The organism is Williamsia maris (assembly GCF_024171815.1).
In the GTDB taxonomy this organism is placed as follows: domain Bacteria; phylum Actinomycetota; class Actinomycetes; order Mycobacteriales; family Mycobacteriaceae; genus Williamsia_A; species Williamsia_A maris.
Map to the genome: position 1 here is coordinate 314,895 of NZ_JAMTCJ010000004.1, position 23,375 is coordinate 338,269.

Below are 23,375 nucleotides of genomic sequence, written 5' to 3' on the forward strand. Positions count from 1 at the left end.
CCACCTACTCTCACCGTGTGGGGGAACTGGTTCTGGCTGGGGTGATCATCGCGTCCTGCGTCCTCGCGGTGCTGTGGGTGCCCCGACTCGGGTCGAGTTCTCGTGGCGGTGGCGGCGTCCTGCGACATCCCGGCACGTGGTTGGGCGTGGTCGTCGCGGCGATGTTCGTCAACCAGGTCCTGTTCACCGCGTTCGTCGAGCAGGTGTGGAACGGCGACCCGTCGCCGGTGGCGACGTACCTACCGTCCGGCTGGTTCGACATGGCCGATCTCGGTCCGGTCGCCGACGCCCTGCCCGCGTGGTCGTGGACGGTTCTGCATGTGCAGGCAGCCCTGGAGTTGCCGTTCGTGATGTTGGCCTACCTGCTCGTCTGTCGATGGTTCGGTGCCGATGTGTTCGGGCGGGTGATCGCGGCTCGCTGGCTGATCTCGGCGTCGTTCACCACCACGTTCTGCCTCGTCGAGTGGGACCTGCACAACCCGTACACGGTCACCGACATCGTCATCCGCGTGATCGCGGCCGTCACGACGCCGGTGCTCATGCCGCTGCTGTCGGCCGGTCGTCCCGGACCACCGGCGTTGTGGCCCTTCGCGCTGTCGGCCGCCGCGCTGGGCTGCATCGTGCTGGCGGTGTACGACGTGGCGACGCTGTACAACCTGGGGCACGCCATCTCGTGGTCTCCGTTGGTCGGTGTCGCCGCGCTCGCTCTCATGGGTGCGCGCCTGTGGGCACGTCGCGAGGCACCTCCGCGTCCCGTCGCCGCCTCGGCCGCACGGTCGTTGGGATGGTTCCTGGTCGTCTTCGCCGTACCCGCGCTCGCCGTGCGGTACGGCATCAATTTCGGTGTCGCGCCGTTGTCGATGGTGTCCGGTGCGGTGATCGTCGGTGTCGCGTTGTGGCGGGGATGGGATCGACAGATGTTGCCGCAGTTGATCGTTGCCGCGGTCGCCGGGGTGGTGGGAGCGGCGATCGGTGCCGCGGTCGCACGGGGCCACCCGGAGGCGACACTGCTGGCCTCGGCGACCGGATTCGTGCTGCTTGCCGGTGCCGCGTGCGCGGTGCTGGACCGTCGCGATCTCGACAGCGTCTAGCGAGGTCTCTCGCGGTGGGCGGGAGAGTCCAACCCGGGGAGCCCGTCGATGCTCCGCGCGTTCTTCTGGGTGCGGTAGTCGATCATCCCGTCGACGCCCTTCTTCTCGGCGTGCAACCGGATGAGGTCACGTTCGTCGACCATCTCCATCACGGGAACACCCCATCCGCACGAATCGCTGATCCGACTGACCTCGACGATGACGACGGCACGGGTGCTGGGGTTCGAGGGGTGTCGCGCCACCACCTCGTCGAAGGCGGGCTCGCCTGGTAGCGACACCGTCCCGCGTCCGTGCAGACGGACGATCCGTGGACGGCCGTCGAATGCCGTGAACATGATGCAGATGCGCCCGTTCTCGCGGAGATGGGCGATGGTCTCGACACCGCTGCCGGTGTAGTCGACCCAGGCGACGCGGTGCTCGTCGAGGACCGAGAACGAGTCGTGGCCGCGTGGCGAGACATTCACGTGGCCGTCACCCGCGAGTGGGGCGGTCGCGACGAACCACATGGGTTGTTTCTCTATCCACGAGCGCAGCGTGCTGTCGATCGAGTCGAAGACCTTGCCCATGTCGCTCAACGTAGTTGGCGATGAACGGCCCCGGTTCCCGAGATGACCGCCTGCGCGTGCTCGGGTGGTTGGCTACGGTTCTACACACCGCACACACGAGAGGTGATGACATGGCAATCGGTTTCGTCAACGCCGTGATCCTGGACTGCCCGGACACGGTCGGGTTGGCCACGTTCTACCAGCGAGTGCTGGGTGGGGATCTCGACGCAGCCGACCCCTCATGGGTGAAGCTGAACTGTGGACTGGGCGGCGCCAACCTGGTGTTCCAACCGTCCCCCGAGCATCGCCCGCCGACGTTTCCGGATCCGCACGCGAGTCAGCAGTTCCATCTCGACGTACAGGTCACCGACTTCGACGAGGCCGAACGCCAACTCCTCGAGCTCGGGGCCACGGCGGTACCCGGTCAATCGTTCGAGGGGTTCCGGGTGTACCTCGACCCCGCCGGGCACCCGTTCTGCATCGTCAGCAGCTGACGGCGCGCCGGACGCGGGGAGACGTGCTCAGCGCCTCGGCACGTACTTCATCACGACCGCGCCGGATTCGAATTCCTCCCTGTCCACCAATGTCAGGTCCAGCGGCGCAGAGAGTCCCTCGAACAGTCGGCGCCCGTGGCCGACCACTCTGGGGTGCACGACGAACTGATATTCGTCGATGAGGCCGAGTTCGGCGAGCGCCATGGGGAGTTGTACCCCGCCGACGTAGATTCCCCGCCCCGACTGTTGCCTGAGCGCCCGGACCGCCGCCTCCACGTCGCCCGTGATGAGTTCCGCGTTCCAGTCCACCCGGGGAAGACTGCTCGACACCACATACTTCTTCGCCGCGCTGATGGTCCGGGCGAAGGGCTCCATCCACTCGGGTCTCGTCCCGTCCGACGGAGGCCGCCACGCGGACTCCATCATCTCGTAGGTCACCCGACCGAACAGCAGAGCGTCGGCGCCGGCGAGGATCTGTGCCGCGTGCCGGTGCAGGGCTTCGTCGGGGACCATCGATCGGTGATCGCAGCACCCGTCCAGCGTGACGTTGATGGAGTACCGAAGCGGTTGCATCGGCTCAGTTTACTCGCGACGAGATGACCAGTGGTGCAATCGGACCCACCGCCGACCTCGACACGGCGCCACACCCGTGAAACCGTGAAGGCCATGTCTGACATCCCGTCGAGCCGACTCCCCGCGTCCACCGATCGATTCGCAGGCAAGCGCGTCGTGATCACCGGGGCGACCAGTGGGATCGGTCGAGCAGGAGCCGAACGTCTGGCGGCGGAGGGTGCCGATCTCGTGCTCACCGGCACCGATTCGCATCGCCTGGACGATCTCCGCTCATCGTTCCCGGATGCTCTGGTCGTGGCCAACGATGCGTCGTCGCCTACGACGGGTTCGGATCTTCTCGCGGCCATGGGTTCGCGCGGAATCGACGGGCTATGGCTCAACGCAGGATTCGCGGCCACCGCGCCGGTGGCCGAGGTCGACGCGGCATCCTTCGATGCGCTCATGGCCACCAACGTCCGCGGACCGTTCCTCCAGCTGGCCGCCCTCGCAACACGATTGAACACCGGGTCCTCGGTTCTGGTGACGTCCTCGACGTCGGTGTACGAGGCGGCTCCCACGACGGCGGTGTACGCCGCGGGCAAGGCCGCGCTGATCGCCGCAGCGCAGACATGGGCCTCCGAACTGGCCGTCCGCGGAATTCGCGTCAACACCCTTGTTCCCGGGCCGATCGACACCGGCTTCCGTGACTTCATGCCCCCCGACACCCGCGCCGAATTCGAGGAGACGGTTCTCGGAAGCGTTCCACTCGGTCGTGTCGGTACACCCCGGGAAGCGGCTGCGGTCGCGGCGTTCCTGCTGTCCGACGACGCGTCGTATGTGACGGCGTCGCGGTACGCCGTCGACGGCGGCCTGACCCACCGCTGACGAAAAGGTGGCGACGTACGGATGTCCACCTCGCTACCCTCACTGCCATGTCCGCGATTCCCGAGCACTGGATACCGCACCGTCGTGAGGACGGCGAGGTCATCGGTTGGATCGATCTCGAGACCGCAGCACCGGATCTGATCCCCGTCGACCGACTGGGGCGGTCTCTCGCCGCGGTGTCGGAATGGCCACTGGCAGAGGAGGTCCTGGAAGAGATCGGTCTGCGCTTCCTGCTGAACCGGTTCGACCACCGCGGTCGCCGGGTGCGGATACGCCAGCTGTACGACGACCGGGTGGTGGTCACGACGGCGGTGTCGGATGCGATCGGGGACATCGGTGACGAATACACGCTGCCGTTCCCTCCCGGCACGGAGCTCACCGAAATCGTCGGTAGCGATCGTTGATTCCGAAATTCGCGGCTGACCAGCACAATTCCTGATCTATCGTTTCCTGATCATCGGCACGACGATCGGATTCTCGATGACGGCAGAGAAGACGACGCGCGCGGTCGACACGGTAGATCTCGACCCCGACGGGGCGTCGGGTCCAGAACTGAAGCGGTCACTCGGATCGTTTCAGGTGTTCGCGATCTCCTTCGCGTTCATATCGGTTGCGGTGGGCATCTTCGCCACCTACGGACAGGTGCTCACCACCGCGGGACCGGTGGGCATCTGGTTGTGGATCGTCGCCGCGATCGGGCAGACGCTGGTGGCATTCGTCGTCGCGCAGTTCGCGGCCCGGATCGCGCTCTCGGGGTCGTCGTACCAATGGGCGTCGCGACTCGCGAACCCCAAGGTGGGCTGGCTGTTCGGATGGCTGACGTTCTGGTACCTGGCGACCGCGACGGTCGCGATGGACAACGCCCTGGCCAGTCAGGCCTTCATGCCGTTGGTCGGGATGCAACCGGACGAGGACACCGCCCGGATCCTCACGGTGGCCATCATTCTCATCCAGGTCGTCCTCGTGATCGCCTCGACGCGTCTGCTGGGCATGGTCACCTCCGCGGCCGTCGGGATCGAGATCGCGATCGTGGCGGTCATCATCATCGCGCTCGCGGCGGTCGTGGTGTTCACCGGCAGCGGTGATGTCGCGAACCTGGGGTCCCGCGGCGTGACGGAGGGCAATGCCGGTTATTACGCCGTCGGAGGTGGGCTGATGGCAGGAATGCTCATGGGCCTGACCACTCTCGTCGGATTCGACTCGGCGGCGAATCTCGCCGAGGAGGCCAGGGATCCCTTCCGCAGCGTGCCGCGCGCAATCGTGGCGTCGGTGGTCGCGGCGGGTGTGGCCGGGCTCCTGTTCCTGATCGCCCTGACCGTCTCGATCAAGGACATCGATGCCGTCAGCGCGAGTGGCTCACCGGTCGCGGCGATCATCCGCGAGCAACTCGGACCGGTCATGGAACGAATACTGCTCGCGTGCATCGCCTTCGCGATGTTCGGCGCCGGGATGGTGGTGATGGCCGCCTGCGCACGACAGGTGTTCGCCATGGCGCGTGACGAGCGATTCCCGGGCCACCGGGTCCTCGCGCGGGTGAACCCGACGACCCGAACGCCGGTCGCCGCGACCGTCCTGGTGCTCGTCATCGGCGTCGTGCTGATGGTTGCGTTGCCCGGCGACGCGCTCCTCCAGCTGATCCTGGGCGGGACGGTCCTGCCCGCCCTCATCTACGGCGCGACCATTGTCCTGTACCTGGTGGTCCGTCCACGGCTCGAGAGCAAGCAGGGGGGTTTCAGCCTCGGCCGTTTCGAGCTCCCGGTCGCCATCGTGGCGATGATCTGGGTGGCAGGCGCGCTGTTCGTGCTCGTCACCCCTGACGATGCTCGCGTCCCCACGCTGATCGTTGTCGGGTTGATCGCCACCGGCGGTGTGTACTTCGCGAAGATGATGCTGTTCGACCGCGACGTGTTGGAGAGCGAACCCGCGGGTGGGGGCGCAGTGCATCTCGGCCAGGACCCCGAGAACGAACCGGTCGCCGCGCACGACACCGACCGGTAGGCCGCGTCAGCGGGCGGCCCGCTCCCCCGCCGCGACGCCGGTGATGAGGTCGATGAGCCCGAACGGCGACGTGTCGCCGAGGCACAGGTCCAGGGTCTCGTGTGCCTCGACGGCCATCGTCGAACTGCGCGCGAACATCGACTCCTCGTAGACCGCCAGGGCAGCGTCGACATCGCCGGGATGATCGGCGATGGCCCGGCCCAGCTCGGCTCCGTCGAACATCGCCAGGTTCGCCCCGTCGCCCGACGGCGGCATCAGGTGTGCGGCATCGCCGAGCAGGGTGATGCCCGGTGTCCGATCCCAGCGGTGATCGTTGGGCAGGGTGAAGATCTTCCGTGGGACCGGCGCGCTCTCGCCGTCGGTGATCAACGCCGTCAGTTCCGGTGCCCACCCGTCGAATTCCGCTGCGATGGTTGCCCTGGCGGAGTCGGCGTCGTCGAAATCGATCGCCGCGACCCAGTCGGCGGAGCGATTGAGCTGAACGTAGGTGTGCAACACGTTGCCGGCCTCGCGGTGCACGGAGATCCCCTTGCCCGGCGTGAGGGCGAACATCGCACCCTCTCCGACGGCGCGGGCGGCATCGGGGTGTCGGTCGTCGACGTCGTGCAGGTACGTCTCGACGAACACCGTGCCCACGTAGGACGGTGCGGCGTCGGACAGCAGCGGCCGAACCTTCGACCACGAACCGTCGGCGCCGACGAGCACGTCGCTGACGGCGGTGGAGCCGTTGGCGAAATCGATCTCGTGCCGCCCGTCGCCGAGCGCACGGACGGACGTCACCTTGTGTCCCCACCGGACCGTGTCGGCAGGCAGGGAATCGAGCAGTGTGCGGCGCAGGTCGCCGCGGAGGACCTCGGGACGAGCGCCGTGGCCGTCGTCGGGCTCGTCGAGCAGGACCCCGCCATCGGGCCGCAGGACGCGGGTGGCCTCACCTCCCTCGTGGACGATCGCACGGAACTGCGCGGTGAGCCCGGCCGCCTCGAGGGCGACCTGCCCGTCGTGTTCGTGGATGTCGAGTTGCCCACCCTGGGTGCGCGCGCTCTCCGAGGGGTCGGCCTCGTAGACCGTGGCGTCGATGCCGTGCACGTGCAGGACCCGTGCCAGCACCAATCCGCCGAGTCCGGCGCCGATGATCGTGATCGATGGGGACATCGCATTCTCCTTCTCGTGTTGGAACGCTGTTCCAACACATCTTGGAACAGCGTTCCAGCTATGTCAAGATGGTTCCCATGGCAGCTGGTCAACGGAACGAGAGACGCGCGGATGCGCTGTCGCGAGAGCGCATCGTCGCGGAGTCGGTGGAGATCCTCGATGCCGAGGGTGAAGCCGGGCTGACCTTCCGCGCCCTCGCCGCGCGGTTGTCGACGGGCGCAGGCGCGATCTATCACCACGTCGCCAACAAGACCGAGTTGCTCTCGGCGGCAACCGAACACGTGATCGCCGGCGTCGTCACCGACACTGGCTCCGAACAGCCCGCGGAGTCGATACGCGAGATCGCTCTCGGTGTCTTCGACGCCATCGACGCCCATCCGTGGGTCGGCACGCACCTGTCCCGAGAGCCGTGGCAGACCGCGATGCTGCGCATCTGGGAGGCGCTGGGCGGCCGACTTCCCGCCCTCGGCGTTCCCGAGCAGCGACGCTTCGACGCCGCGTCGGCACTGGTGAGCTATGTCCTGGGCGTCGCCGGTCAAAACGCTGCGAACGCCCGCCGGGACTTCGGCGGCGCCACCGACCGATCCGTCGTCCTCGGCGCCGTCGCGGTCCGGTGGGCCGAGATGGACGACAGAGAGTTCCCGTTCGTGCGGTATCTGTCCAGCCAGGTCCGCGACCACGACGACCGCGAACAGTTCCTCGCCGGCGTCGACATCTTCCTCGCGGGCATCGCGACCGCGGGGTGATCGTCGAATCCGACGATTCCTGTTCGACCCTTGTCGACTCCCGTACGCGTGTGCGACAGTGATTGGTATTCCTCAGTACCACCGGAAAGGTCACTCGTGAACCGATCTCCCGTTCGCCTCACCGCAGCCGTGTTCGTCGCAGTCGTCGCAGCGTCGACCATCGGCGCAGGCGGCGCCTCCGCTGCTCCCGCGAGTGCCGACGTCGCGATTCGCCCCGCGGGGTTCGACTGCGCCGTGTTCGTCACGAACAACGGTCCCGACACCGCCCGCGATGTCGTGGTGTCGTCTCGCGACCCTTTCGCGTGGTTGCGGGGACACTTCCCTCGCCATCTCGGCTCGATCGAGCCGGGTGGTTTCCGAAGTGTGTGCTTCCCGCTGGACTACTACCTGCCGAAGCGGACGGAGACCTACACGGTGGTCTCGTCCACACCCGATCCGGATTCGTCGAACAACACCTCGACCAACTGAACCGATTCAGCCGCGCTCGGCCGCACCCAGACGTGCCGCCTGACGGGTCAGGTGCTGACGCTCGGCCAGATTCGTGGCGGCGTGGGCCGCCTGCGCATACAGCGCCGCCGCCGCGCTGAGATCCCCGGCTTTCTCGTGCAGATGCGCTGCTGCGGCCGTGTGGCGCGGAACGGACGGATCGATCTCCGCCAACGCGGCCAACCCGGCGAGCGCACCATCGGCCTCGCCGACGGCCACCGCGCGGTTCAACGCCACCACGGGGCTGGGGGTGAGGGCGTACAGCTCGTCGTACCACTCGACGATCTGTACCCAGTCGGTCTCCTGCGCCGACTGCGCGTCGGCGTGCAGCGCCGCGATCGCTGCCTGCGCCTGGAACTCGCCGAGTCGGTCCCGGTCCAGAGCCGACCGGAGCACCGCGATCCCGTCGACGATCAGATCGGTGTCCCACCGCGAACGGTCCTGATCGGCCAGCGGGACCAGGCTCCCGTCGGGACGGGTACGGGCCGGCCGTCGCGCATGGTGCAACGGCATCAGGGCCAACAATCCCGCGGTCTCCTCGTCGTCGGTCGTCGACGCCAACTGTCGGGTGAGTCGGATCGCCTCGGCCGCGAGATCGACATCGCCCGTGTACCCCTCGTTGAACACCAGGTAGAGGACGCGCTGCACCGTTGCCAGATCGCCCACATCGGTGAACCGCACCCCGGAGACGGTCCGCTTGGCCCGGCTGATGCGTTGCGCCATCGTGGCCTCGGGCACCAGGTACGCCTCGGCGATCTGTCGGGTGCTCAGCCCGCCCACCGCCCGCAGCGTCAGCGCGACCGCCGAGGCCGGCGTCAGCGACGGGTGCGCGCACAGGAAGAACAGCTGCAGGGTGTCGTCCGCAGCCTCCGTGGGGCCGGGGGCGGGTTGGGCCTCGGCACGCTCCTCCCGTTCGCGGCGGGCCACCTCCGAGCGGTGGGCGTCGACGAACTTGCGCCAGGCCACGGTGACCAACCAGCCCTTCGGATCGGCGGGCCTGTCCTGCGACCACGTGATGGCGGCCTGGACGAGCGCCTCCTGCACGGCGTCCTCGGCCGCCGCGAACTCCACTCCGCGGCGCACGAGGACGCCGATCACCGCCGGCGTCAGCTCCCGCAGGAGCACGTCGTCCATCATCGGGTCGATCCGCTCTCCGAGGTCATTCGTCGACCGTGGTCGGGACCCCCATGAACGGGCGCAGCTCGAGCCATTCGTGGATCGGTTCCCCACCTGCGCCCGGCGCGGCGGACAGTTCACCCGCCAGGGTCAGGGCGCGGTCGTAGCTGTCGACGTCGATGACCATCCAGCCGGCGATGAGGTCCTTGGTCTCGGCGAACGGCCCGTCGGTCACCGGCGGCCGACCCGGTCCGTCCGACCGGACGAACGTGCCCTGTGCGGACAGGGCCTGGGCGTCGACGAACTCCCCGGTGCTCTCGAGGCGCTGCGCGAAGTCGTTCATGTACTGCATGTGGGCGTCGATCTCGCCCGGCGTCCACTGGTCCATGGGAACGTTGTTCGGCGCCTCGGGGGCTCCGCGGTAGTGCTTCAGAAGCAGGTACTTGGCCATGATGGTTCCTCCTCGTCGGTGCCGCCCCGGTGGCTGCATCCACCCCTGGGACGGAGCCGCGCTCGCTGTCTCGACATCGTGTCGGCGGTGTTGTCGAGAATTTTCTCAAATGGGCCGGTCGGGGTGGTGTCGTCTGGCCGAACCCACGACTGGCAGGAACCTCACAGGTGCGTGAGCGCCTGTGGAGACGCCGATCGATCCTGAAGGCTGCTAGCGTTCCACGAGCCCGGGTACTGCGGATATACGGCAAAACGGGCTTCTGGCGATGACTGTGGCCGACCGAGGGTGCTCGCGGCGGTGGGAACGGAGCGTGGACGAGTTGGACATCCCGACACGGGAGACGAAGCCCTCCCCGGCACCGACGATCATCGGCGACACCAAGGCCGATGACACGCCGGCGGTCGTCACCACCGTCGACACCACCACGGTCGGCCGCGACAAACACCTCTACCAGCTCGATCTGGTCCGCCTCATCACCTTCGGTGCGGTCATCCTCGACCACGTCGTCATGGGCGCGGCGAATCCCGCGAACGCCGTCGCAGGCGGCGTCGAGCTGACCGTGCGCTACTCGCGCTACGGCTTCTTCTTCCTCACCGGGTTCGTCCTCGGGTACCAGTACCGCAACCGTGAGCTCAAACCCATCGAGTTCTGGCGACGGCGATTCAAACTCATCGGAATCCCGTACGTGACGTGGACGATCTTCTACTGGATCTATTCGCGCTATCGCGGGGGCGGGTTCGACGCGCTCAAGGACACCGTCAACAGCGCCGACCACATCGTGCTGTCGCTGAAGAGCCTCGCCTACGACCTCGTCACCGGCAACGCCTGGTACCACCTGTACTTCTTGTTCGTCAGCATGCAGATCTACCTGGTGTTCCCGCTCGTACTGATCATCCTCAAGAAGACCTGGGGATATCACCGCTACCTGCTGGCGGTGAGCTTCGCCGCACACATGGCGCTGCTGTACTTCATGGTTCGTCCGCAGACCGGCTTCATCCAGGAGGGGCCCCAGGGCGTCATCTGGCGGCACCTGCTCATCACGATCCTGCCGTACCAGTTCTTCGTCCTGGCCGGCATCGTCGCGGCACTGCATTTCGAGAAGGCCCACGCGTTCACGGTCAGATGGCGCAAGTTCATCTTCTCCGGCGGGCTCATCGTGCTCGCCGCGACCCTGGTCTACTTCGCGCACAAGGTCGACGTCGGCGAGGAGATGTTCCGGGCGACCAACGTCTTCATGCCGCACAACGCCTTCGCCTACGTGGCGACCATCGCCATGCTCTACGGGCTCGGTTCGATGTGGCGGGAGCGACGACGCCCCGGCTCCAGAGCCGACACCTTCCTCCGCACCGCCGCCGACCGCTCGTTCGGCATCTACCTCGCGCACGCGCTGGCCCTCAACGAACTGCAGCCGACCATCAACAGCCACCGGGCCGACCCGACCTGGCTCGTCGCGCTGATCGGTTATCTCGCCACCGTCGCGCTGACCGTGTTCATCGTCGAGGTGTTGCGCCGCAGCCCGATCAGCCTCATGACCACCGGCCGGAACATGGTGTCGTGGAAGGTCCAGACCCCGGTGCGCTCCATCGTGGTCGGCGTCGTCGCGATCGCACTCGGTGTCATCCTGCGCAGCGGCTTCGGTCTCCTCGCCGGCGACCTCATCTCGATCACCGGTGCGCTCCTCATCGCCAGCGCGGCCCTCGTGTTCTGGCGGCAACGGTCCCTCGTCGAGTCCTCGGAGCCGGTCGAGTCCGCCCGGGTATGACCGGATCCGGGTACACCTTCACCGCATCGGACGACTGCCGACTGCTGCTGCACACCGGTGTCACCGGTAAGGCCTCGAAGATGGGGCATCGGCTCACGATCGCCGTGACACGGTGGCGTGCGGAGGTCGACTGGTCCGGCGACCGCCCGATCGGTGTCGATCTGAGCGCCGAGGTCGACTCGATCGACGTCGTCCACGGCGAAGGCGGCGTCACCCCGCTGCTCGGACCCGAGAAGACACTCGCTCGGTCGAACGCACTCAAGACGTTCGAGGCGGAGCGGTTCCCGCACATCGGTTTCCGCACCGACACGGTCGACGAGACCGCCGGCGGTTTCCGACTGATCGGGACCCTGGAGATCCACGGCGTCAGCCACGACCACACCGTCGATCTGACGGTCGCCGACCTCGGGGAGTCCTGGGGTCTGTCGGCCGAGGCCGTGGTGCGGCAGAGCGACTTCGGCATCAAGCCCTACTCTCAGTTGATGGGTGCGATGAAGGTCGTCGACGAGGTCACCGTCGAGTTCGCTGCGGAACGTCCCAAGCGCGCCTGACCACGAGGCCACCGACGGCCGGTGGTGACGGCGCACGAACTGTGCACACCCACACCAGGCAGCACCCGATATGCGACGACATCGCCCGGCGGCGTCGTCCCACGGCAGTAGCGTCGCCGGGCATGGAACCCATCCTCACCGCCGACCTCGACGCTCTGCGGTCACTCGCCGACAAGCAGCGACGCTCGGCGGCGACCCTCCGGGACATCGACCTGCATTCCGTTCTGCGCGAGGCGCATCGGGCTCTGGACGGCTCGCAGACCGCCGAGCAGTGCGGTCGCGCGGGCGCGGCGGCGGAGTCGGCGATCGCGGTGGTCGCCGCACGGGTCGAGAGCCTCTCGGAGGCCAACCGGCGAGCCGCCGACACCCTCGGCGTCGCCGACTCCGATCACGCGTCGGCCATCCGCGCCCTGACCAACGCGGCCTGAGCGGTCGCGACGTGTCCGCACCCGGCCCGACCCTGCCGCAGGTCAGCGGTTGGGCAGTGGGCACCGGATCGCTCTCGGTCGCGGCAGCCGCAGTCGATTCCGCGGTCGACGATTCGACCACGAGATGAACGTCCTGACGCGGGATGTCGAAGCGGTGCGCGAGTGGTGGCGTGGTGACTCGGCACGCGCGTCCGCGACCGCGACGGCCTCCGAGCGCCAGTTCGGCAACCGGCTCGGCATCGCGATCCTCGACATCGCCGACGGCCTCAACCGGCTGGGCCCGGCGTACGCCCGCGCGTGCGAGACCGCCCGCGACACCGCGGAATCGATCCGGGCGCTCGGCTATCTCGTCGCCGACGACGGTGTGGTCCGTGCGCCATCGGTGGGTGCCGAGGTACCCCGCGACGCGGACACCACTGCCGACGCGGCCCGGCTGGTGTCGGAACACCAACGTCGACTCAGGTCGGCGCTCGACGAGGTGCGTGTCGCCGACGCCGACCTCGCCGGACACATCGGTCGGGCGCTGGAGGCGCTGACACTCGCGTCGTTGCCTGCGACCCACCCGGTCGCGATCCGTTCCGAGGTACGCCGGATTCTCGACCACCGCGCGACACTCCCCCGCGACCCGTTCGCGCTCAACCGATTCTGGGGCGAGCTCACCGCGATGGAGAAGGCCGGACTGTGGAACGCGGACCGGTCCATCGGCAACCGTGACGGGATCCCGGCCGCCGATCGCGACCACTTCAACCGACGACATCTGGTCGAGTTGCAGCGCGACGAGACCAGGAAGGTCGCCCGGTACCTGCGGGGCCACCCCTACATCGTCGACGGGCAGATCCCGCGCTCCCCCGGCCCGGGCGGATACGTCACGGAGACCCGACGTCGACGGGACTTCGACGCCGTCACACGCACGCATCGTGCCCTCGACGGGATCGAGACAGCGCTGCAGGACCCGACCGGGGCGCATGCTCGTCTGCTGCTGCACATCGACACGCGTGGCCGGGTGGCCATCGCGATCACCGACCCCGACACCGCACGCAACGTGGCCACCTTCGTCCCCGGTACGGGCTCGAACGCGGGAAACGTACGCGGGGGCGCCGACCGGGCCGCGGCGATGGTGACGGCAGCCGAGCGAGCCGATCCGACCGCCACGACCTCGGTGATCGCGTGGTACGCCTACGACGCACCCGCCGGGCTCGCGGCAGCCGCGGGACCGGCCTCTGCGGCACACGCGGCGGGCCCGCTCGACGCGTTCCAGGCCGGGTTGCGCGCCACTCACGACGGTCCCGAGCCCTTCCACACCACCGTGATCGGACACAGCTACGGCACCGTGGTCGTCGGTGAGGCGGCGTCGCAGGGCCACACTCTCGACGCCGATGACCTCGTGTTCGTCGGCAGCCCCGGGATCGGCGACCCGGACTCCCCCGCCGATCGGAGACTCACCGACGTCGATGCCGAGGAAATGAACGACCACGTCTACGCCACGACCGCGGCACGCGATCCGATCGGGATCACCGAGGGCATCCACGGCATGAGCCCCACCGATCCCGATTTCGGGGGCCGTGTCTTCGCCTCCGATCCCGGTTCCTCCCTCTCGGGTTCTGCACACGGCGAGTACTGGGACATCGGTCCCGACGGGCGGATGAACCGTTCGTTGACCGCGATGGGCATGATCATCGCCGGTCGTGGTGACGAGGTGCGGTGACCGCGTCGTCCCGATGTATCCGCAGGTGAGAGTGCCGGTTTGGATGAGCGCCAGGCTCGTCGCGATCGGACTGAGAACTGTCACAACGCCGATCGCCGTTGCCGTATGTGTTCTGCGCGATACCCTTCGGAGGTCTCATCAGTGATGCGCGGGCACGGTCACCGTCACAAGCTCGTCTTGTCGTGCGCCACAGCGCATCTCGCGAAGCTCTGCCTCGTGTGATCCGAAGGAACCGTTCCGCAATGATCAATTTCGGCCTCATCGATGAATGGGCACCCAGCGCAGGTCACGTCACCACCTGGTCGGCGTCGACCGCGTCGACCGCCGCCGCGAGCGAAGCCCCGATCCATCCGGTACCGCCCTCACACCAGCAGGAGGAGTACCTCCGCTCGGCGCGGCGCAACGAAGACACCGGATTCCGGTTCTCGCGACTGTGTCTGATCTCGTTCGACCTCGAGGGCTCCCTCGACGTCGACGCCATGACCCGCACCATCAACGAGTTCGTCGGCAGGCACGACACGTTCCTCAGTTACTTCTCGGTGGAACCGGATGGACAGATCGCCCGTCACGTCGTCGACGCGGAGATCGTCGACTTCACCCCGACACAGTTCGGCCACTTCGGCGACAGTCAGTCCATCCGCGACCACGTCCAGGCCAAGACGCCGGGTCCGTTCCACTGGGATTGCCTGACCTTCGGGACCATCGAACGCGAGGGGAACTTCACGATCTACTTCGCCGTCGACCATCTGAACTCCGACGGGATATCGCAGGCCCTGGCCTGCGTCGACCTCATCGCGCTGTACGGATCCCACATCAGCGGCAACCCGCACGGCCTGCAACCGGCGGGCAGCTACGTCGACTACTGCCGACGTGAGCGGGAGGGCACGGAGAAGTTGACGGTCGACGATCCGCAGGTCAGCCAGTGGATCGAGCTGCTCGAGCAGAACGGTGGCCGACTTCCGACCTTTCCCTTGGACCTCGGCGTGGGCAGCGAGGGATACACCCGCAGTGCGTTGCGCACCGTGCGGATCATGGACGAGGAGTCCGCACAGCGGATCGAGGACGTCTGCCGCGGTCTCGGCGCCGGCTTCAATTCTGCTGTTCTGGCCGTCACCGGCATGGCCGCGCGCGAGTTCACCGGTTCGGATTCGTACTTCGGGATGACGCCGAAGAGCACTCGGACCTCACCCGCAGAGTTCAACGCGGTGGGATGGTTCACCAACCTGATCCCGGTTCCCGTCGACATCACCGCCGACTCCACCTTCACCAGCGTGGTCGCGGACACACAGTCGTCCTATGAACGGGGCAAGACCCTCTCGGAGGTGTCGCTACATCGGATCGTCGAACTGATCCCGGCCGATTCGACCGTCCAGGTCGGGACGGGGTGGGTCGTCCCGATGGTCAGCTACATCGATGTCCGCAAGCTGCCCGGTGCCCAGATGTTCGACCACATCAACGGCGGCGTGTTCGGCAACCGCGGGAGTTCCGAAGAGGTGTTCCTGTGGGTCAACCGGTTCCCCGAGTACACGGTGATGACCCTGATGTACCCCGGCACCACAGAAGCCGACGAGTCGATCGATCGCTACGTCGAGAAGATCCTGCAGATCTTCTCCTCCGTCGCCACGACGGGGGACTATGCGCCGGCGTCGGTGGACGATCGCAACAGTCTGGTCGGGTCGTAGGCGGCACGCGTAGCGAGCAGGCGGGCGAGGTTCGCCCCGAAGTAACGCTGTAGTTCGGCTCCCGGCTCGGCGTAGTTGACGTAGGCACCGTCCGAGGCGGGGCGCACCGCGGCGTGGGCATCGGCGATCCAGGAGGTCGCGGAATCGTAGGACCCGTCCGGGTCGACGTCGACGAACCACTGCACGACCGCGAGGTGTCGACGACAGGGAAACGCCGAGGCGCCCGGACGGACCGACCGGACCGCACCGTCGATCGGGTCGATGATCACCGAACCCGCCCCACCCGAGGCCGATCGCGACCGTACGACGGCGACGATGGCCTCCGCCGTGTCGGCAGAGATCGTCGTAACCACGTCAGAACCGGCGGTGAAACCGTGCCGGGGCGAGGTCGGGCTCCCGCCGGCCAGCCGGAGCAGGACGCCGTCGGCGTCCAGGGTGGCCGCCGCGGTGAAGTTCGGCGTCACCCCGACCGCCGCGGCGAATCGGGCGGCGACCTCGGTGCCGGCCCCCACCGGAGCGGCGATGAGCACGCCGCACCGGACTCCTCCTGCGCGGTCGGACTCGACGTTCACACCCACCCAGCTCGTGGTGTCGACCGTGGGCAGCCAGGACGCCCACCCTGCGATCACGTCGGCCGTGGCGGCGTCGGGGAATCCGAGCAGGACCAGGTCCTTGCCGACCGCCTCATGTGTCGTCAGGGTCATCGCGGTGACCACTCCGACTGCACCGCCTCCGCCACCGCGCAACGCCCACAACAGATCTCGATGACGATCCGGCGAGACGGACACGACGCGACCGCTGGGCAGGACCACTGTCGCAGCGACGAGCCGGTCACAGGTCAGTCCGTGTTCGCGGGTGTCGACACCGATCCCGCCACCCAGTGTCAGGCCGCCGCACCCCACCGTCGGGCATGTGCCCAACGGTAGCGCCCGGCCGGACCGATGCAGGAAGGTCTGCAGCTCGAACAGAGTGGTCGCCGGGGTCACGGTCACCGCCTGCGTGGACGCGTCGTAGGCGATGGGCATCGACAGTGAGCGCAGGTCGACGACCAGCGCGCCGTCGGCCGCCGACGCACCGATGTAGGAGTGACCTCCGCTGCGAGCCGAGATCGGCAGTCGTCGTCGGGATGCGAAGGACACCGCACGGGCGACCTCGTCGGTCGTGTGCGGTCGCACCACCGCAGCGGGTGTCGTGGAGTCGTACCGGGTGTTGAAGATCGCGGTGGCCTCGGAGAAGCGTGTCCCGTCCCCCGCGGTGAGAACCGAGTCCCCCGCAGCACCCGGTCCGGTCCAGTCGGGCTCGGACGGGGCCGCAGTCGCCGGTGCGACTGCCGTGGTCGCGTAGGCGGCGACACCGGTGCCGACGGTGTACCGCAGGAAGGTCCGGCGTGACAGTCGCCCACGATCCACCCCGCGCTCGTCTCCCACCCCGACGTCTCCTCACCCACGTTGATCATCTGAGTATCACCGCACCGGTGCCCTCGCGCACCGAAAGCGCGACCACGGCGGTCGGATCGTTCGGTGCAGGGCGCGTCGATCGGCCCGTCGTATGCTTCGTCGATGTCGAACGACCCTCATCGGGGCTCCCTGTGATCGGCGATCGCTGGAACGTGACCGACGACGAGATGGCGCGCCACTACCCGTGCGACGACATCGTCACGTCGCCCACGCTGCAGGCGTGGCGCGGCGTGACGGTGCACACCTCGCGGGCGGGGTTGTGGCCGTGGGTGTCTCAGATCCGTCTCGCCCCCTACTCGTACGACTGGATCGACAATCTGGGACGCACGTCGCCGCGGGATCTGGTGCCGATGCCCGAACCGGTTGTCGGAGAACATTTCACGACGGCCGCGACCCGTCCCTGCGGAACCATCCTGGCGGTCACGCCCGGGGTGAGTCTGACCGGCCGGATTCTCGGCGCGGTGATGTCCTACGACCTGGTGACCGTGGACGAGCACACCACCCGACTACTCCTGAAGGTCGTGATGTCCGGCGGTGGTGTCGCGCGCCCCGTCATCAGCCTGGGTGATCTCGTCATGGCACGCCGACAGCTGCTGAATTTCAAACACCTGGCCGAGGAGAGCGCGCCCGGTCGGTGACGTCGGGATCCGTGACGGCGTTCTGGGCGGACGGCGCTCGCACGCCGCCGTAGATGGCCCGTTGCACTATCCACGGCTGCAGGACGTGCTCGACCGACCACGTGGGGAACCGGACGCCGCGGCCCGACGGTGTGAACACCTCGAGTCCGTCGGACTGCGCCCCGAGCACCGATCCCCACCGCCGGGTGCGGGGCCGGTAGCGGCGGAGCGGGCGACCTGCGAAGTGGGCCCGGACGTTGCGTGCGAGCAGGCGATCGGCCCGGTTGCGCGCCGACCCGCGCAGGGGGTCGGTGGCCGCGACGTCGCCGATTGCGAAGACACCGGGACGATTCGGGACCGACAGGTCCGCCGCGACCCGGACGAACCCGTTGTCGTCGAGCAGCTCCGCGGGTAGCCAGTCGGTGTTCGGGCGCACCCGGCCGATGGCCCACACGACCGCGTCCGCCTGCGTCGGCGACTGGCCGGTGCTCCACTCGACGTCGGAATCGGTGATCCGGTCACAGGAGAAACCATCCGGGACGACTGCGCGGTGTCCGGGGTGCAGGCCGACCCCGAGTGTCCGCAGTCGTCGTTCGACCTGCGACCAGGTACGTCGGTGGTGGGCGGGCAGCGCACGCTCACCGGGGTAGAAGAGGTCGACCGTCGTGCGGGGCCACGCCGCGGCGATGTTGGCCGCCGTGCTGACCGCCGCCGCACCCCCACCGAGTACGGTCACCGACCCGGCCGAGGCGAGCCGATCGTGGGCGGCCCGGAGATCGCCGTCGACATCGGCGCTCGACTGCAGCATCGGTCGGCGCCAGAAGCCGTTGGTGACGCCCGTGGCGATGATCAGGGCGTCGTACGCCTCGACGTGGGACGACCCGTCGGCGAGCACCACGCTGACCGCACGCTCGTCGAGGTCGACGCCGGTCATCGACCCGTGCACCGTACGGATGCGATCGAGGCCGCGGAACCGGTCGAAACCGACCCAGTAGTCGCGGGCCCAGTCGTCGGGGTGGGACAGCCGGCGTCCGAGTTCCTGCCCGCTGACCAGTGCCGGTTTCGCCGAGATGCCCACGACGTCGACGTGGCGTGCGAGGTGGATCGCGGTCAGCACGCCGGTGTCGCCGAGGCCGGCGACGAGCACCCGGGGGCGGTTCATGCGGACACCCGACGAGGTGGACGGGGCACGAACCGGGACACACGGTCGGTGACCGCCCGGTACTCCGGCCTGCGCTCGAGGCTGCGGGTCTCCATCATCGGGATGCTCGCACCGAGGAACATGGCCAACATGGCGAGGGCGCCGATGAACAGCCACCATGCGTCGGCGGGCGAGGCGGCCACGCCGAAGAGCGCGAGTGCGAACCAGAACCCGAACTCGCCGAAGTAGTTCGGGTGCCGCGACCAACTCCACAACCCGTCGGCCATCACCTGTCCGGGCGTGCGGTCGCGGACGAAACGGAGCATCTGTCGGTCGGCGGCGAACTCGAGGACCACGGCCGCCACACCGAGTGCGGTCGCGATCGCGGTGAGCCAGAACAGGTCGTCCCCGGTGTGCGTCACGGCGATGTAGACGGGCAGCATCCCGAGGAACACCTGTCCGGTGGGGATCATGTGGATGGCGACGAGATCGGTGAGGAACTCCCAGCGCCCGGCGTTCCCGCGCAGCAGTCCGTATCGCCAGTCCTCGTGGTGCAGTCCCGGGAAGCCGGTGGCCCAGTTCGCGGTGAGGCGAACCGCCCACAGGAGCACCACGGCGAACACCAGCCACGCGCGCAGTGAGTCGACGCCCGCGCCGCCCTCTATCCACCAGTAGACGAGCAGCAGCGGCGGGATGACGCTCCAGTAGGCGTCGTAGAAGCTCGAGTTGTGGTGGACACGGCTGAACACGAAGATCACCAGCGTGCCCAGCACGTCGGCGACGAGGGCATCGAGCCAGAGGAGATCCGTGGAGGGACCGACCACGAGCCATGCCGCGGCCACCGCGATGGCGATCACGTAGGCCACACCGACACGGACGAACGAGGCGGTTCTGCTCACAGGTCCCGATGGTGCCATTCGGTCACGGTGCGCCGCCGCCGAACCGCGGGTCTGTTCTCACCAGTCGTCGGGTGGGGTGAACTGACTCGCGGTGAACACCGCCCCTTGCGGGTCGCGGATGACCGCGGTGTGCGTCCAGTCGTCGGCGGCCGTGGTCAGTACGGTCGCGCCGAGTCGGTCCGCCGCGGCTGCCGTCGCGTCGCGGTCGGCGACGGCGAACGTCACATGCCAGTGCGGGGTCTCGTCCTCGGACGCCTGCGCCAGCCACCCGATGGAATCGGCGAATCCGGGCGGCGCCGACTGTTGGCGGCGGTGGATGTCCGGGTCCACGGTCGAGGCCAGATGATCGCCGTAGCCCGGCACCGTGATCATCGTCGCGAAACCCAGATCGGCGGTCCGCCAACCGAACACGTCGGTATAGAACGCGGCTGCCGCCACCGGGTCGGATGTGTGCAGGTCGCTGAAGTTCCAGGCGCCGGGGACGTTGGTGACCTGAGCCCCCGCGCGGCCGCGGGCCTGCCACAGCCGAACCGCCACCCCCTGGGGGTCGAGGACCGTCGCGGACACGCCGCCGTCGCCGGCGGCCTGCGCCGGGTGTACCTCGCTCCCGCCGGCGCGGATCACCCGCTCGACGGAGGCGGCCGCGTCGGTGACGGCGATGTAGGTGTTCCACGTCGAGGTGACGGATCCGGCGTTCTCGACGGTGGCGGGTCCGCCGATCCCACCCACGTCGGCGCCGTCGAGTCGGGCGATGACATACCGGAAGGGCAGGCCCGGTGGCGTCGCCTCCTCGTACTGCCATCCGAACAGGTGCGCATAGAACTCCAGCGCCGCGTCGACGTCGCCGTATTCGGCGTCCACCCACGACGTGACGCCGGGCGGATACGTCCTGATGTCGGTCATCGTCTCCTCCTCGCACGGTTGTGCGGCCACCCTAGATCGCGGCACCGACACCGGCAGATCCTCGACCGGCCCATCCTGGGACCGGTGGGTCCTGTCGTGGTGACCGGAAATGGTGGAGGGTGAGGTCATGGCAACGACAACACTTCCCGGTGGAACCTTCACGATGGCACCCGACCTCACGGTCACACGGATGGGCTACGGCGCGATGCAGTTGGCCGGTCCGCACGTCTTCGGACCCCCGGCCGATCGGGCCGCTGCGATCGAGGTCCTGCACGAGGTCATCGCGGCCGGGATCAACCACATCGACACCAGTGACTTCTACGGTCCCTACGTCACCAACGAGATCATCGCCGAGGCGTTGCGCCCCTACCCGGACTCGCTGCACCTGGTCACCAAGGTCGGTTCGTTGCGCGACGACAAGGGTGGGTGGCCGCCGGCCCGCGAACCGGATCAGCTGCGCAAGGCCGTCCACGACAACCTCGAACGCCTCGGTCTCGACGCGATCGATGTCGTCAACCTCCGCGTCGGGGACTTCGACAGTCCGGCGGCGGGTTCGATCGCCGAACCGTTCACGGTGCTCGCCGAATTGCAGCAGGAGGGCCTGATCAAGCATCTGGGCGTCAGCACCGTCAACGCCGAGCAGGTCGCCGAGGCGCAGTCGATCGCCCCGGTGGTCTGCGTGCAGAACTTCTACAACATCGCGCACCGCGTCGACGACGAACTGGTGGACTCGTTGGCCGACCAGGGCATCGCCTATGTGCCGTATTTCCCGCTCGGCGGGTTCTCGCCGCTGCAGTCCGAGGAACTCGCAGGCGTGGCGAGTCGGCTGGACACGACGCCGATGGCCGTCGCCCTGTCATGGTTGCTGCAGCGCTCCCCCAACATCCTGCTGATCCCCGGCACCTCGTCGGTGGCTCATCTGCGTGACAACATCGCGAACGCGGCACTCGTCCTGCCCGACGAGGAGATCGAGATCCTCGACGGCATCGCCGCACCGAACTGAGCGTCGGCAGACCCGGTGCGTCGACGACCGATGTGTTCCGGCCGCGCCGACGGTCTGTCCGTGTAACCGCCCGTTCGAGAGGAACCCCATGCCCACGTTCACACTGCAGACCCAGGTCACCGCCGACGGCTTCATGGCAGGCCCTGACGGCGAGATGGACTGGCTGACCACGGACTGGAGCGAGGACCTGACCCGCTACGTCTCCGCGCTCACCGAGTCGGTCGGCACCATCGTCCTAGGACGGGCCCTGGCGGAGGGCTTCATCCCGACGTGGGCGTCGATGCCCGACGCACCCGGCGCCGAGACGATGAACAACTCGCGGCGCGTGGTGATCTCGCGAACTCTGACCGAATCCCCCTGGGACAACGCCGAGATCGCCGACGGCGACCTGACCGAGGTGATCAACGACCTCAAGGCCGGCGACGGTGGCGACATCATCGCCTACGGGGGAGGCTCGCTCGTGCGCAGCCTGATCGGCGCCGGGCTGCTCGACGACCTCCACCTGCTGGTGAACCCGACCGCGATCGGGGCAGGGATGGCCGTGTTCCCCGCCGGACACCACACGGATCTCACGGTGGTCGGGGTCCATCCCTTCGAGTGCGGCGTCACGGCCATGCACTACCGCCCGGTCAGGTGAGGCGACACAGACGGTAGATTCGGCGGCAGTTCGACACTGTTCGTCCGCGTTCGCACATCACCGGGGGATCGATGAAGATCAGGCGTGTCACCACAGCGACCACCGATGTGCTCGCGGCGCAGCACGAGAGCTCCGGTCGGTGGATCGATCTCGATTCGGCCGCAGCAGCTTTCGAGCCCGAGGTCCGCGGGCGTCTGACCACCGACCTCCTCGCGTTCCTCGCGTCCCGTGAGCGTGGCCGGGACATGGCGACGCGCCTCATGGACACTGCGACAACAGAGGGCGTCGGCGTCGTCGACCACCCGGGCGGATCGTTGCCGTACCAACCCGCCTCACTGCGGTGCTTCCTCGGGTGGGAGCAACACTGGAGTCAGGCCGCGCACCAACTGGTCAAACGAAACCTGCCCGCCGCGATGCCGGCCATCCGCGCCTTTGAGGCACTGACGCGCCGGGATTTCCCCGCCCTGCGACCCGGCGCGTCGTTCAGCCGGCATCCGCTCTATTACACCGGCAACCACCTGAGCATCGTCGCCGACGGCGCACCGCTGCCGTGGCCGTCCTACACCGACGCGCTCGACTTCGAGCTCGAGTTCGCGATGATCGTCGACCGTCCCGTGCGCAACGCCACCGAGGCGCAGGGCGCCGATGCGATCGGCGGGTTCGTCGTCTTCAACGACGTCAGCGCCCGCGACGTCCAGTGGGACGAACAACGCAACGGATCGTTCGGGCCGGTCGTCAAGACCAAGACCTTCGCGAGCTCGATGGGCTCGGTGGTCGTCACCGCCGACGAGGTGCTGCCCCGGATCGATGGGTTGACCGCTTCGGTGGTCGTCGACGACGAGACGTGGTCGACGACGAGCACCGCGGGCCTCAGCTACTCCCCCGGCGACACCGTGGCCTACGCGAGCAAGGGTGAGAACGTCTACCCCGGTGAGCTTCTCGCGTCAGGAACGCTTCCGTCCGGGTGTGGACTCGAACTCGACCGGTGGATTCGTCCCGGCAACGTGGTGACCCTCGACATCGAGGGCATCGGATCGGTGACGAACACCGTCGGGGACCGCGAGAGCGAGTGAG

Annotated in this window: 25 protein-coding genes; 16 read left to right on the top strand and 9 right to left on the bottom strand. The window is 68.0% G+C overall.

Features of this window, described 5'->3' with window-relative positions; translation table 11 throughout:
- Nucleotides 1–17 precede the first annotated feature (17 nt).
- A complete protein-coding gene (locus LX13_RS20120) occupies nt 18–1,091 on the top strand; it encodes a hypothetical protein (RefSeq protein ID WP_253663111.1) in 1,074 nt (357 codons plus the stop codon).
- On the opposite strand, the gene LX13_RS20125 is transcribed toward LX13_RS20120, so the two are convergent.
- Nucleotides 1,088–1,657, bottom strand: coding sequence for a pyridoxamine 5'-phosphate oxidase family protein (locus LX13_RS20125; RefSeq protein ID WP_253663112.1), 570 nt, complete (start codon nt 1,655–1,657; stop codon nt 1,088–1,090). The genes LX13_RS20120 and LX13_RS20125 overlap by 4 nt on opposite strands.
- 110 nt (nt 1,658–1,767) lie before the next feature.
- On the opposite strand from LX13_RS20125, the gene LX13_RS20130 reads away from it, so the two are divergent.
- Entirely contained in the window at nt 1,768–2,130 is a 363-nt protein-coding gene (locus LX13_RS20130; protein ID WP_253663113.1) for a VOC family protein, read from the top strand.
- Between the two features lie 27 nt (nt 2,131–2,157).
- Here the strand turns inward: LX13_RS20130 and LX13_RS20135 are convergent, their stop codons facing one another.
- Nucleotides 2,158–2,703, bottom strand: a complete 546-nt coding sequence (locus tag LX13_RS20135; protein ID WP_253663114.1) for a dihydrofolate reductase family protein — start codon at nt 2,701–2,703, stop codon at nt 2,158–2,160.
- Nucleotides 2,704–2,796: 93 nt separating this feature from the next.
- Between LX13_RS20135 and LX13_RS20140 the strand changes: the two genes are divergently transcribed.
- From LX13_RS20140 to LX13_RS20150, 3 genes are all read left to right on the top strand, one after another.
- A complete protein-coding gene (locus tag LX13_RS20140) occupies nt 2,797–3,567 on the top strand; it encodes an SDR family oxidoreductase (RefSeq protein WP_253663115.1) in 771 nt (256 codons plus the stop codon).
- Nucleotides 3,568–3,614: 47 nt separating this feature from the next.
- Nucleotides 3,615–3,971 (top strand): hypothetical protein, encoded by a 357-nt coding sequence (locus LX13_RS20145; protein WP_253663116.1) that lies wholly within the window; start codon nt 3,615–3,617, stop codon nt 3,969–3,971.
- A 76-nt stretch (nt 3,972–4,047) separates the two neighbouring features.
- Nucleotides 4,048–5,565, top strand: coding sequence for an APC family permease (locus tag LX13_RS20150; protein ID WP_253663117.1), 1,518 nt, complete (start codon nt 4,048–4,050; stop codon nt 5,563–5,565).
- 6 nt (nt 5,566–5,571) lie between these two features.
- On the opposite strand, the gene LX13_RS20155 is transcribed toward LX13_RS20150, so the two are convergent.
- Nucleotides 5,572–6,717 carry an FAD-dependent oxidoreductase gene (locus LX13_RS20155; protein WP_253663118.1) on the bottom strand — a complete coding sequence of 382 codons (1,146 nt, stop codon included), beginning with the start codon at nt 6,715–6,717 and terminating at the stop codon, nt 5,572–5,574.
- 77 nt (nt 6,718–6,794) lie between these two features.
- Between LX13_RS20155 and LX13_RS20160 the strand changes: the two genes are divergently transcribed.
- Both LX13_RS20160 and LX13_RS20165 read left to right on the top strand, forming a co-directional pair.
- Nucleotides 6,795–7,463 carry a TetR/AcrR family transcriptional regulator gene (locus LX13_RS20160; protein WP_308214770.1) on the top strand — a complete coding sequence of 223 codons (669 nt, stop codon included), beginning with the start codon at nt 6,795–6,797 and terminating at the stop codon, nt 7,461–7,463.
- A 96-nt stretch (nt 7,464–7,559) separates the two neighbouring features.
- On the top strand, nt 7,560–7,931 hold the full coding sequence (locus LX13_RS20165; RefSeq protein ID WP_253663120.1) for a hypothetical protein: 372 nt from the start codon (nt 7,560–7,562) through the stop codon (nt 7,929–7,931).
- Between the two features lie 6 nt (nt 7,932–7,937).
- Here LX13_RS20165 and LX13_RS20170 read toward each other — a convergent pair whose 3' ends face one another.
- Together LX13_RS20170 and LX13_RS20175 are read right to left on the bottom strand one after the other, a co-directional pair.
- Nucleotides 7,938–9,083, bottom strand: a complete 1,146-nt coding sequence (locus tag LX13_RS20170; protein WP_253663616.1) for an RNA polymerase sigma factor — start codon at nt 9,081–9,083, stop codon at nt 7,938–7,940.
- 25 nt (nt 9,084–9,108) lie between these two features.
- The gene (locus LX13_RS20175) at nt 9,109–9,516 is read right to left on the bottom strand and encodes a YciI family protein (protein ID WP_253663121.1); all 408 of its coding nucleotides are present in this window, start codon (nt 9,514–9,516) and stop codon (nt 9,109–9,111) included.
- A 310-nt stretch (nt 9,517–9,826) separates the two neighbouring features.
- On the opposite strand from LX13_RS20175, the gene LX13_RS20180 reads away from it, so the two are divergent.
- The 5 genes from LX13_RS20180 to LX13_RS20200 all read left to right on the top strand — a co-directional run bounded on the left by LX13_RS20180 (nt 9,827) and on the right by LX13_RS20200 (nt 15,644).
- The gene (locus LX13_RS20180; protein WP_253663122.1) at nt 9,827–11,278 is read left to right on the top strand and encodes an acyltransferase; all 1,452 of its coding nucleotides are present in this window, start codon (nt 9,827–9,829) and stop codon (nt 11,276–11,278) included.
- Nucleotides 11,275–11,829 (top strand): YceI family protein, encoded by a 555-nt coding sequence (locus LX13_RS20185; RefSeq protein ID WP_253663123.1) that lies wholly within the window; start codon nt 11,275–11,277, stop codon nt 11,827–11,829. Before LX13_RS20180 ends, LX13_RS20185 begins: the two co-directional genes overlap by 4 nt.
- Nucleotides 11,830–11,951: 122 nt before the next feature.
- Nucleotides 11,952–12,257, top strand: a complete 306-nt coding sequence (locus tag LX13_RS20190; protein ID WP_253663124.1) for a hypothetical protein — start codon at nt 11,952–11,954, stop codon at nt 12,255–12,257.
- A 124-nt stretch (nt 12,258–12,381) separates the two neighbouring features.
- Nucleotides 12,382–13,962 (top strand): alpha/beta hydrolase, encoded by a 1,581-nt coding sequence (locus LX13_RS20195; protein WP_253663125.1) that lies wholly within the window; start codon nt 12,382–12,384, stop codon nt 13,960–13,962.
- 242 nt (nt 13,963–14,204) lie between these two features.
- Entirely contained in the window at nt 14,205–15,644 is a 1,440-nt protein-coding gene (locus tag LX13_RS20200; RefSeq protein ID WP_253663126.1) for a condensation domain-containing protein, read from the top strand.
- Here the strand turns inward: LX13_RS20200 and LX13_RS20205 are convergent.
- Nucleotides 15,596–17,071 carry an FAD-binding oxidoreductase gene (locus LX13_RS20205; RefSeq protein WP_253663127.1) on the bottom strand — a complete coding sequence of 492 codons (1,476 nt, stop codon included), beginning with the start codon at nt 17,069–17,071 and terminating at the stop codon, nt 15,596–15,598. The two genes, LX13_RS20200 and LX13_RS20205, sit on opposite strands and share 49 nt — an antisense overlap.
- 182 nt (nt 17,072–17,253) lie before the next feature.
- On the opposite strand from LX13_RS20205, the gene LX13_RS20210 reads away from it, so the two are divergent.
- Nucleotides 17,254–17,739 carry a polyketide cyclase gene (locus LX13_RS20210; RefSeq protein ID WP_253663128.1) on the top strand — a complete coding sequence of 162 codons (486 nt, stop codon included), beginning with the start codon at nt 17,254–17,256 and terminating at the stop codon, nt 17,737–17,739.
- On the opposite strand, the gene LX13_RS20215 is transcribed toward LX13_RS20210, so the two are convergent.
- The 3 genes from LX13_RS20215 to LX13_RS20225 are packed head-to-tail and all read right to left on the bottom strand — an operon-like array spanning nt 17,702 to nt 20,661.
- On the bottom strand, nt 17,702–18,880 hold the full coding sequence (locus LX13_RS20215; RefSeq protein ID WP_253663129.1) for an FAD-dependent oxidoreductase: 1,179 nt from the start codon (nt 18,878–18,880) through the stop codon (nt 17,702–17,704). The two genes, LX13_RS20210 and LX13_RS20215, sit on opposite strands and share 38 nt — an antisense overlap.
- The gene (locus LX13_RS20220) at nt 18,877–19,776 is read right to left on the bottom strand and encodes a DUF1295 domain-containing protein (RefSeq protein WP_253663130.1); all 900 of its coding nucleotides are present in this window, start codon (nt 19,774–19,776) and stop codon (nt 18,877–18,879) included. Before LX13_RS20220 ends, LX13_RS20215 begins: the two co-directional genes overlap by 4 nt.
- 39 nt (nt 19,777–19,815) lie before the next feature.
- Complete coding sequence (locus LX13_RS20225) at nt 19,816–20,661, bottom strand: VOC family protein (RefSeq protein WP_253663131.1); 846 nt, start codon at nt 20,659–20,661, stop codon at nt 19,816–19,818.
- A 127-nt stretch (nt 20,662–20,788) separates the two neighbouring features.
- Between LX13_RS20225 and LX13_RS20230 the strand changes: the two genes are divergently transcribed.
- The 3 genes from LX13_RS20230 (at nt 20,789) to LX13_RS20240 (ending at nt 23,374) form a co-directional block, all read left to right on the top strand.
- A complete protein-coding gene (locus LX13_RS20230) occupies nt 20,789–21,664 on the top strand; it encodes an aldo/keto reductase family oxidoreductase (RefSeq protein ID WP_253663132.1) in 876 nt (291 codons plus the stop codon).
- A gap of 88 nt (nt 21,665–21,752) precedes the next feature.
- The gene (locus LX13_RS20235; RefSeq protein ID WP_253663133.1) at nt 21,753–22,301 is read left to right on the top strand and encodes a dihydrofolate reductase family protein; all 549 of its coding nucleotides are present in this window, start codon (nt 21,753–21,755) and stop codon (nt 22,299–22,301) included.
- A gap of 71 nt (nt 22,302–22,372) precedes the next feature.
- Entirely contained in the window at nt 22,373–23,374 is a 1,002-nt protein-coding gene (locus LX13_RS20240; RefSeq protein WP_253663134.1) for a fumarylacetoacetate hydrolase family protein, read from the top strand.
- Nucleotide 23,375 lies beyond the last annotated feature (1 nt).

What these genes read in the sequence shown, in the direction of transcription:
- LX13_RS20235 (WP_253663133.1), top strand. Translation starts at nt 21,753, where the DNA reads ATGCCCACGTTCACACTGCAGACCCAGGTCACCGCCGACGGCTTCATG.
- LX13_RS20240 (WP_253663134.1), top strand. Translation starts at nt 22,373, where the DNA reads ATGAAGATCAGGCGTGTCACCACAGCGACCACCGATGTGCTCGCGGCG.
- LX13_RS20150 (WP_253663117.1), top strand. Translation starts at nt 4,048, where the DNA reads ATGACGGCAGAGAAGACGACGCGCGCGGTCGACACGGTAGATCTCGAC.
- LX13_RS20160 (WP_308214770.1), top strand. Translation starts at nt 6,795, where the DNA reads ATGGCAGCTGGTCAACGGAACGAGAGACGCGCGGATGCGCTGTCGCGA.
- LX13_RS20135 (WP_253663114.1), bottom strand. Translation starts at nt 2,703, where the DNA reads ATGCAACCGCTTCGGTACTCCATCAACGTCACGCTGGACGGGTGCTGC.
- LX13_RS20215 (WP_253663129.1), bottom strand. Translation starts at nt 18,880, where the DNA reads ATGAACCGCCCCCGGGTGCTCGTCGCCGGCCTCGGCGACACCGGCGTG.
- LX13_RS20225 (WP_253663131.1), bottom strand. Translation starts at nt 20,661, where the DNA reads ATGACCGACATCAGGACGTATCCGCCCGGCGTCACGTCGTGGGTGGAC.
- LX13_RS20155 (WP_253663118.1), bottom strand. Translation starts at nt 6,717, where the DNA reads ATGTCCCCATCGATCACGATCATCGGCGCCGGACTCGGCGGATTGGTG.
- LX13_RS20185 (WP_253663123.1), top strand. Translation starts at nt 11,275, where the DNA reads ATGACCGGATCCGGGTACACCTTCACCGCATCGGACGACTGCCGACTG.
- LX13_RS20130 (WP_253663113.1), top strand. Translation starts at nt 1,768, where the DNA reads ATGGCAATCGGTTTCGTCAACGCCGTGATCCTGGACTGCCCGGACACG.
- LX13_RS20140 (WP_253663115.1), top strand. Translation starts at nt 2,797, where the DNA reads ATGTCTGACATCCCGTCGAGCCGACTCCCCGCGTCCACCGATCGATTC.
- LX13_RS20195 (WP_253663125.1), top strand. Translation starts at nt 12,382, where the DNA reads ATGAACGTCCTGACGCGGGATGTCGAAGCGGTGCGCGAGTGGTGGCGT.
- LX13_RS20125 (WP_253663112.1), bottom strand. Translation starts at nt 1,657, where the DNA reads ATGGGCAAGGTCTTCGACTCGATCGACAGCACGCTGCGCTCGTGGATA.
- LX13_RS20220 (WP_253663130.1), bottom strand. Translation starts at nt 19,776, where the DNA reads ATGGCACCATCGGGACCTGTGAGCAGAACCGCCTCGTTCGTCCGTGTC.
- LX13_RS20190 (WP_253663124.1), top strand. Translation starts at nt 11,952, where the DNA reads ATGGAACCCATCCTCACCGCCGACCTCGACGCTCTGCGGTCACTCGCC.
- LX13_RS20145 (WP_253663116.1), top strand. Translation starts at nt 3,615, where the DNA reads ATGTCCGCGATTCCCGAGCACTGGATACCGCACCGTCGTGAGGACGGC.
- LX13_RS20230 (WP_253663132.1), top strand. Translation starts at nt 20,789, where the DNA reads ATGGCAACGACAACACTTCCCGGTGGAACCTTCACGATGGCACCCGAC.
- LX13_RS20175 (WP_253663121.1), bottom strand. Translation starts at nt 9,516, where the DNA reads ATGGCCAAGTACCTGCTTCTGAAGCACTACCGCGGAGCCCCCGAGGCG.
- LX13_RS20170 (WP_253663616.1), bottom strand. Translation starts at nt 9,083, where the DNA reads ATGGACGACGTGCTCCTGCGGGAGCTGACGCCGGCGGTGATCGGCGTC.
- LX13_RS20200 (WP_253663126.1), top strand. Translation starts at nt 14,205, where the DNA reads ATGATCAATTTCGGCCTCATCGATGAATGGGCACCCAGCGCAGGTCAC.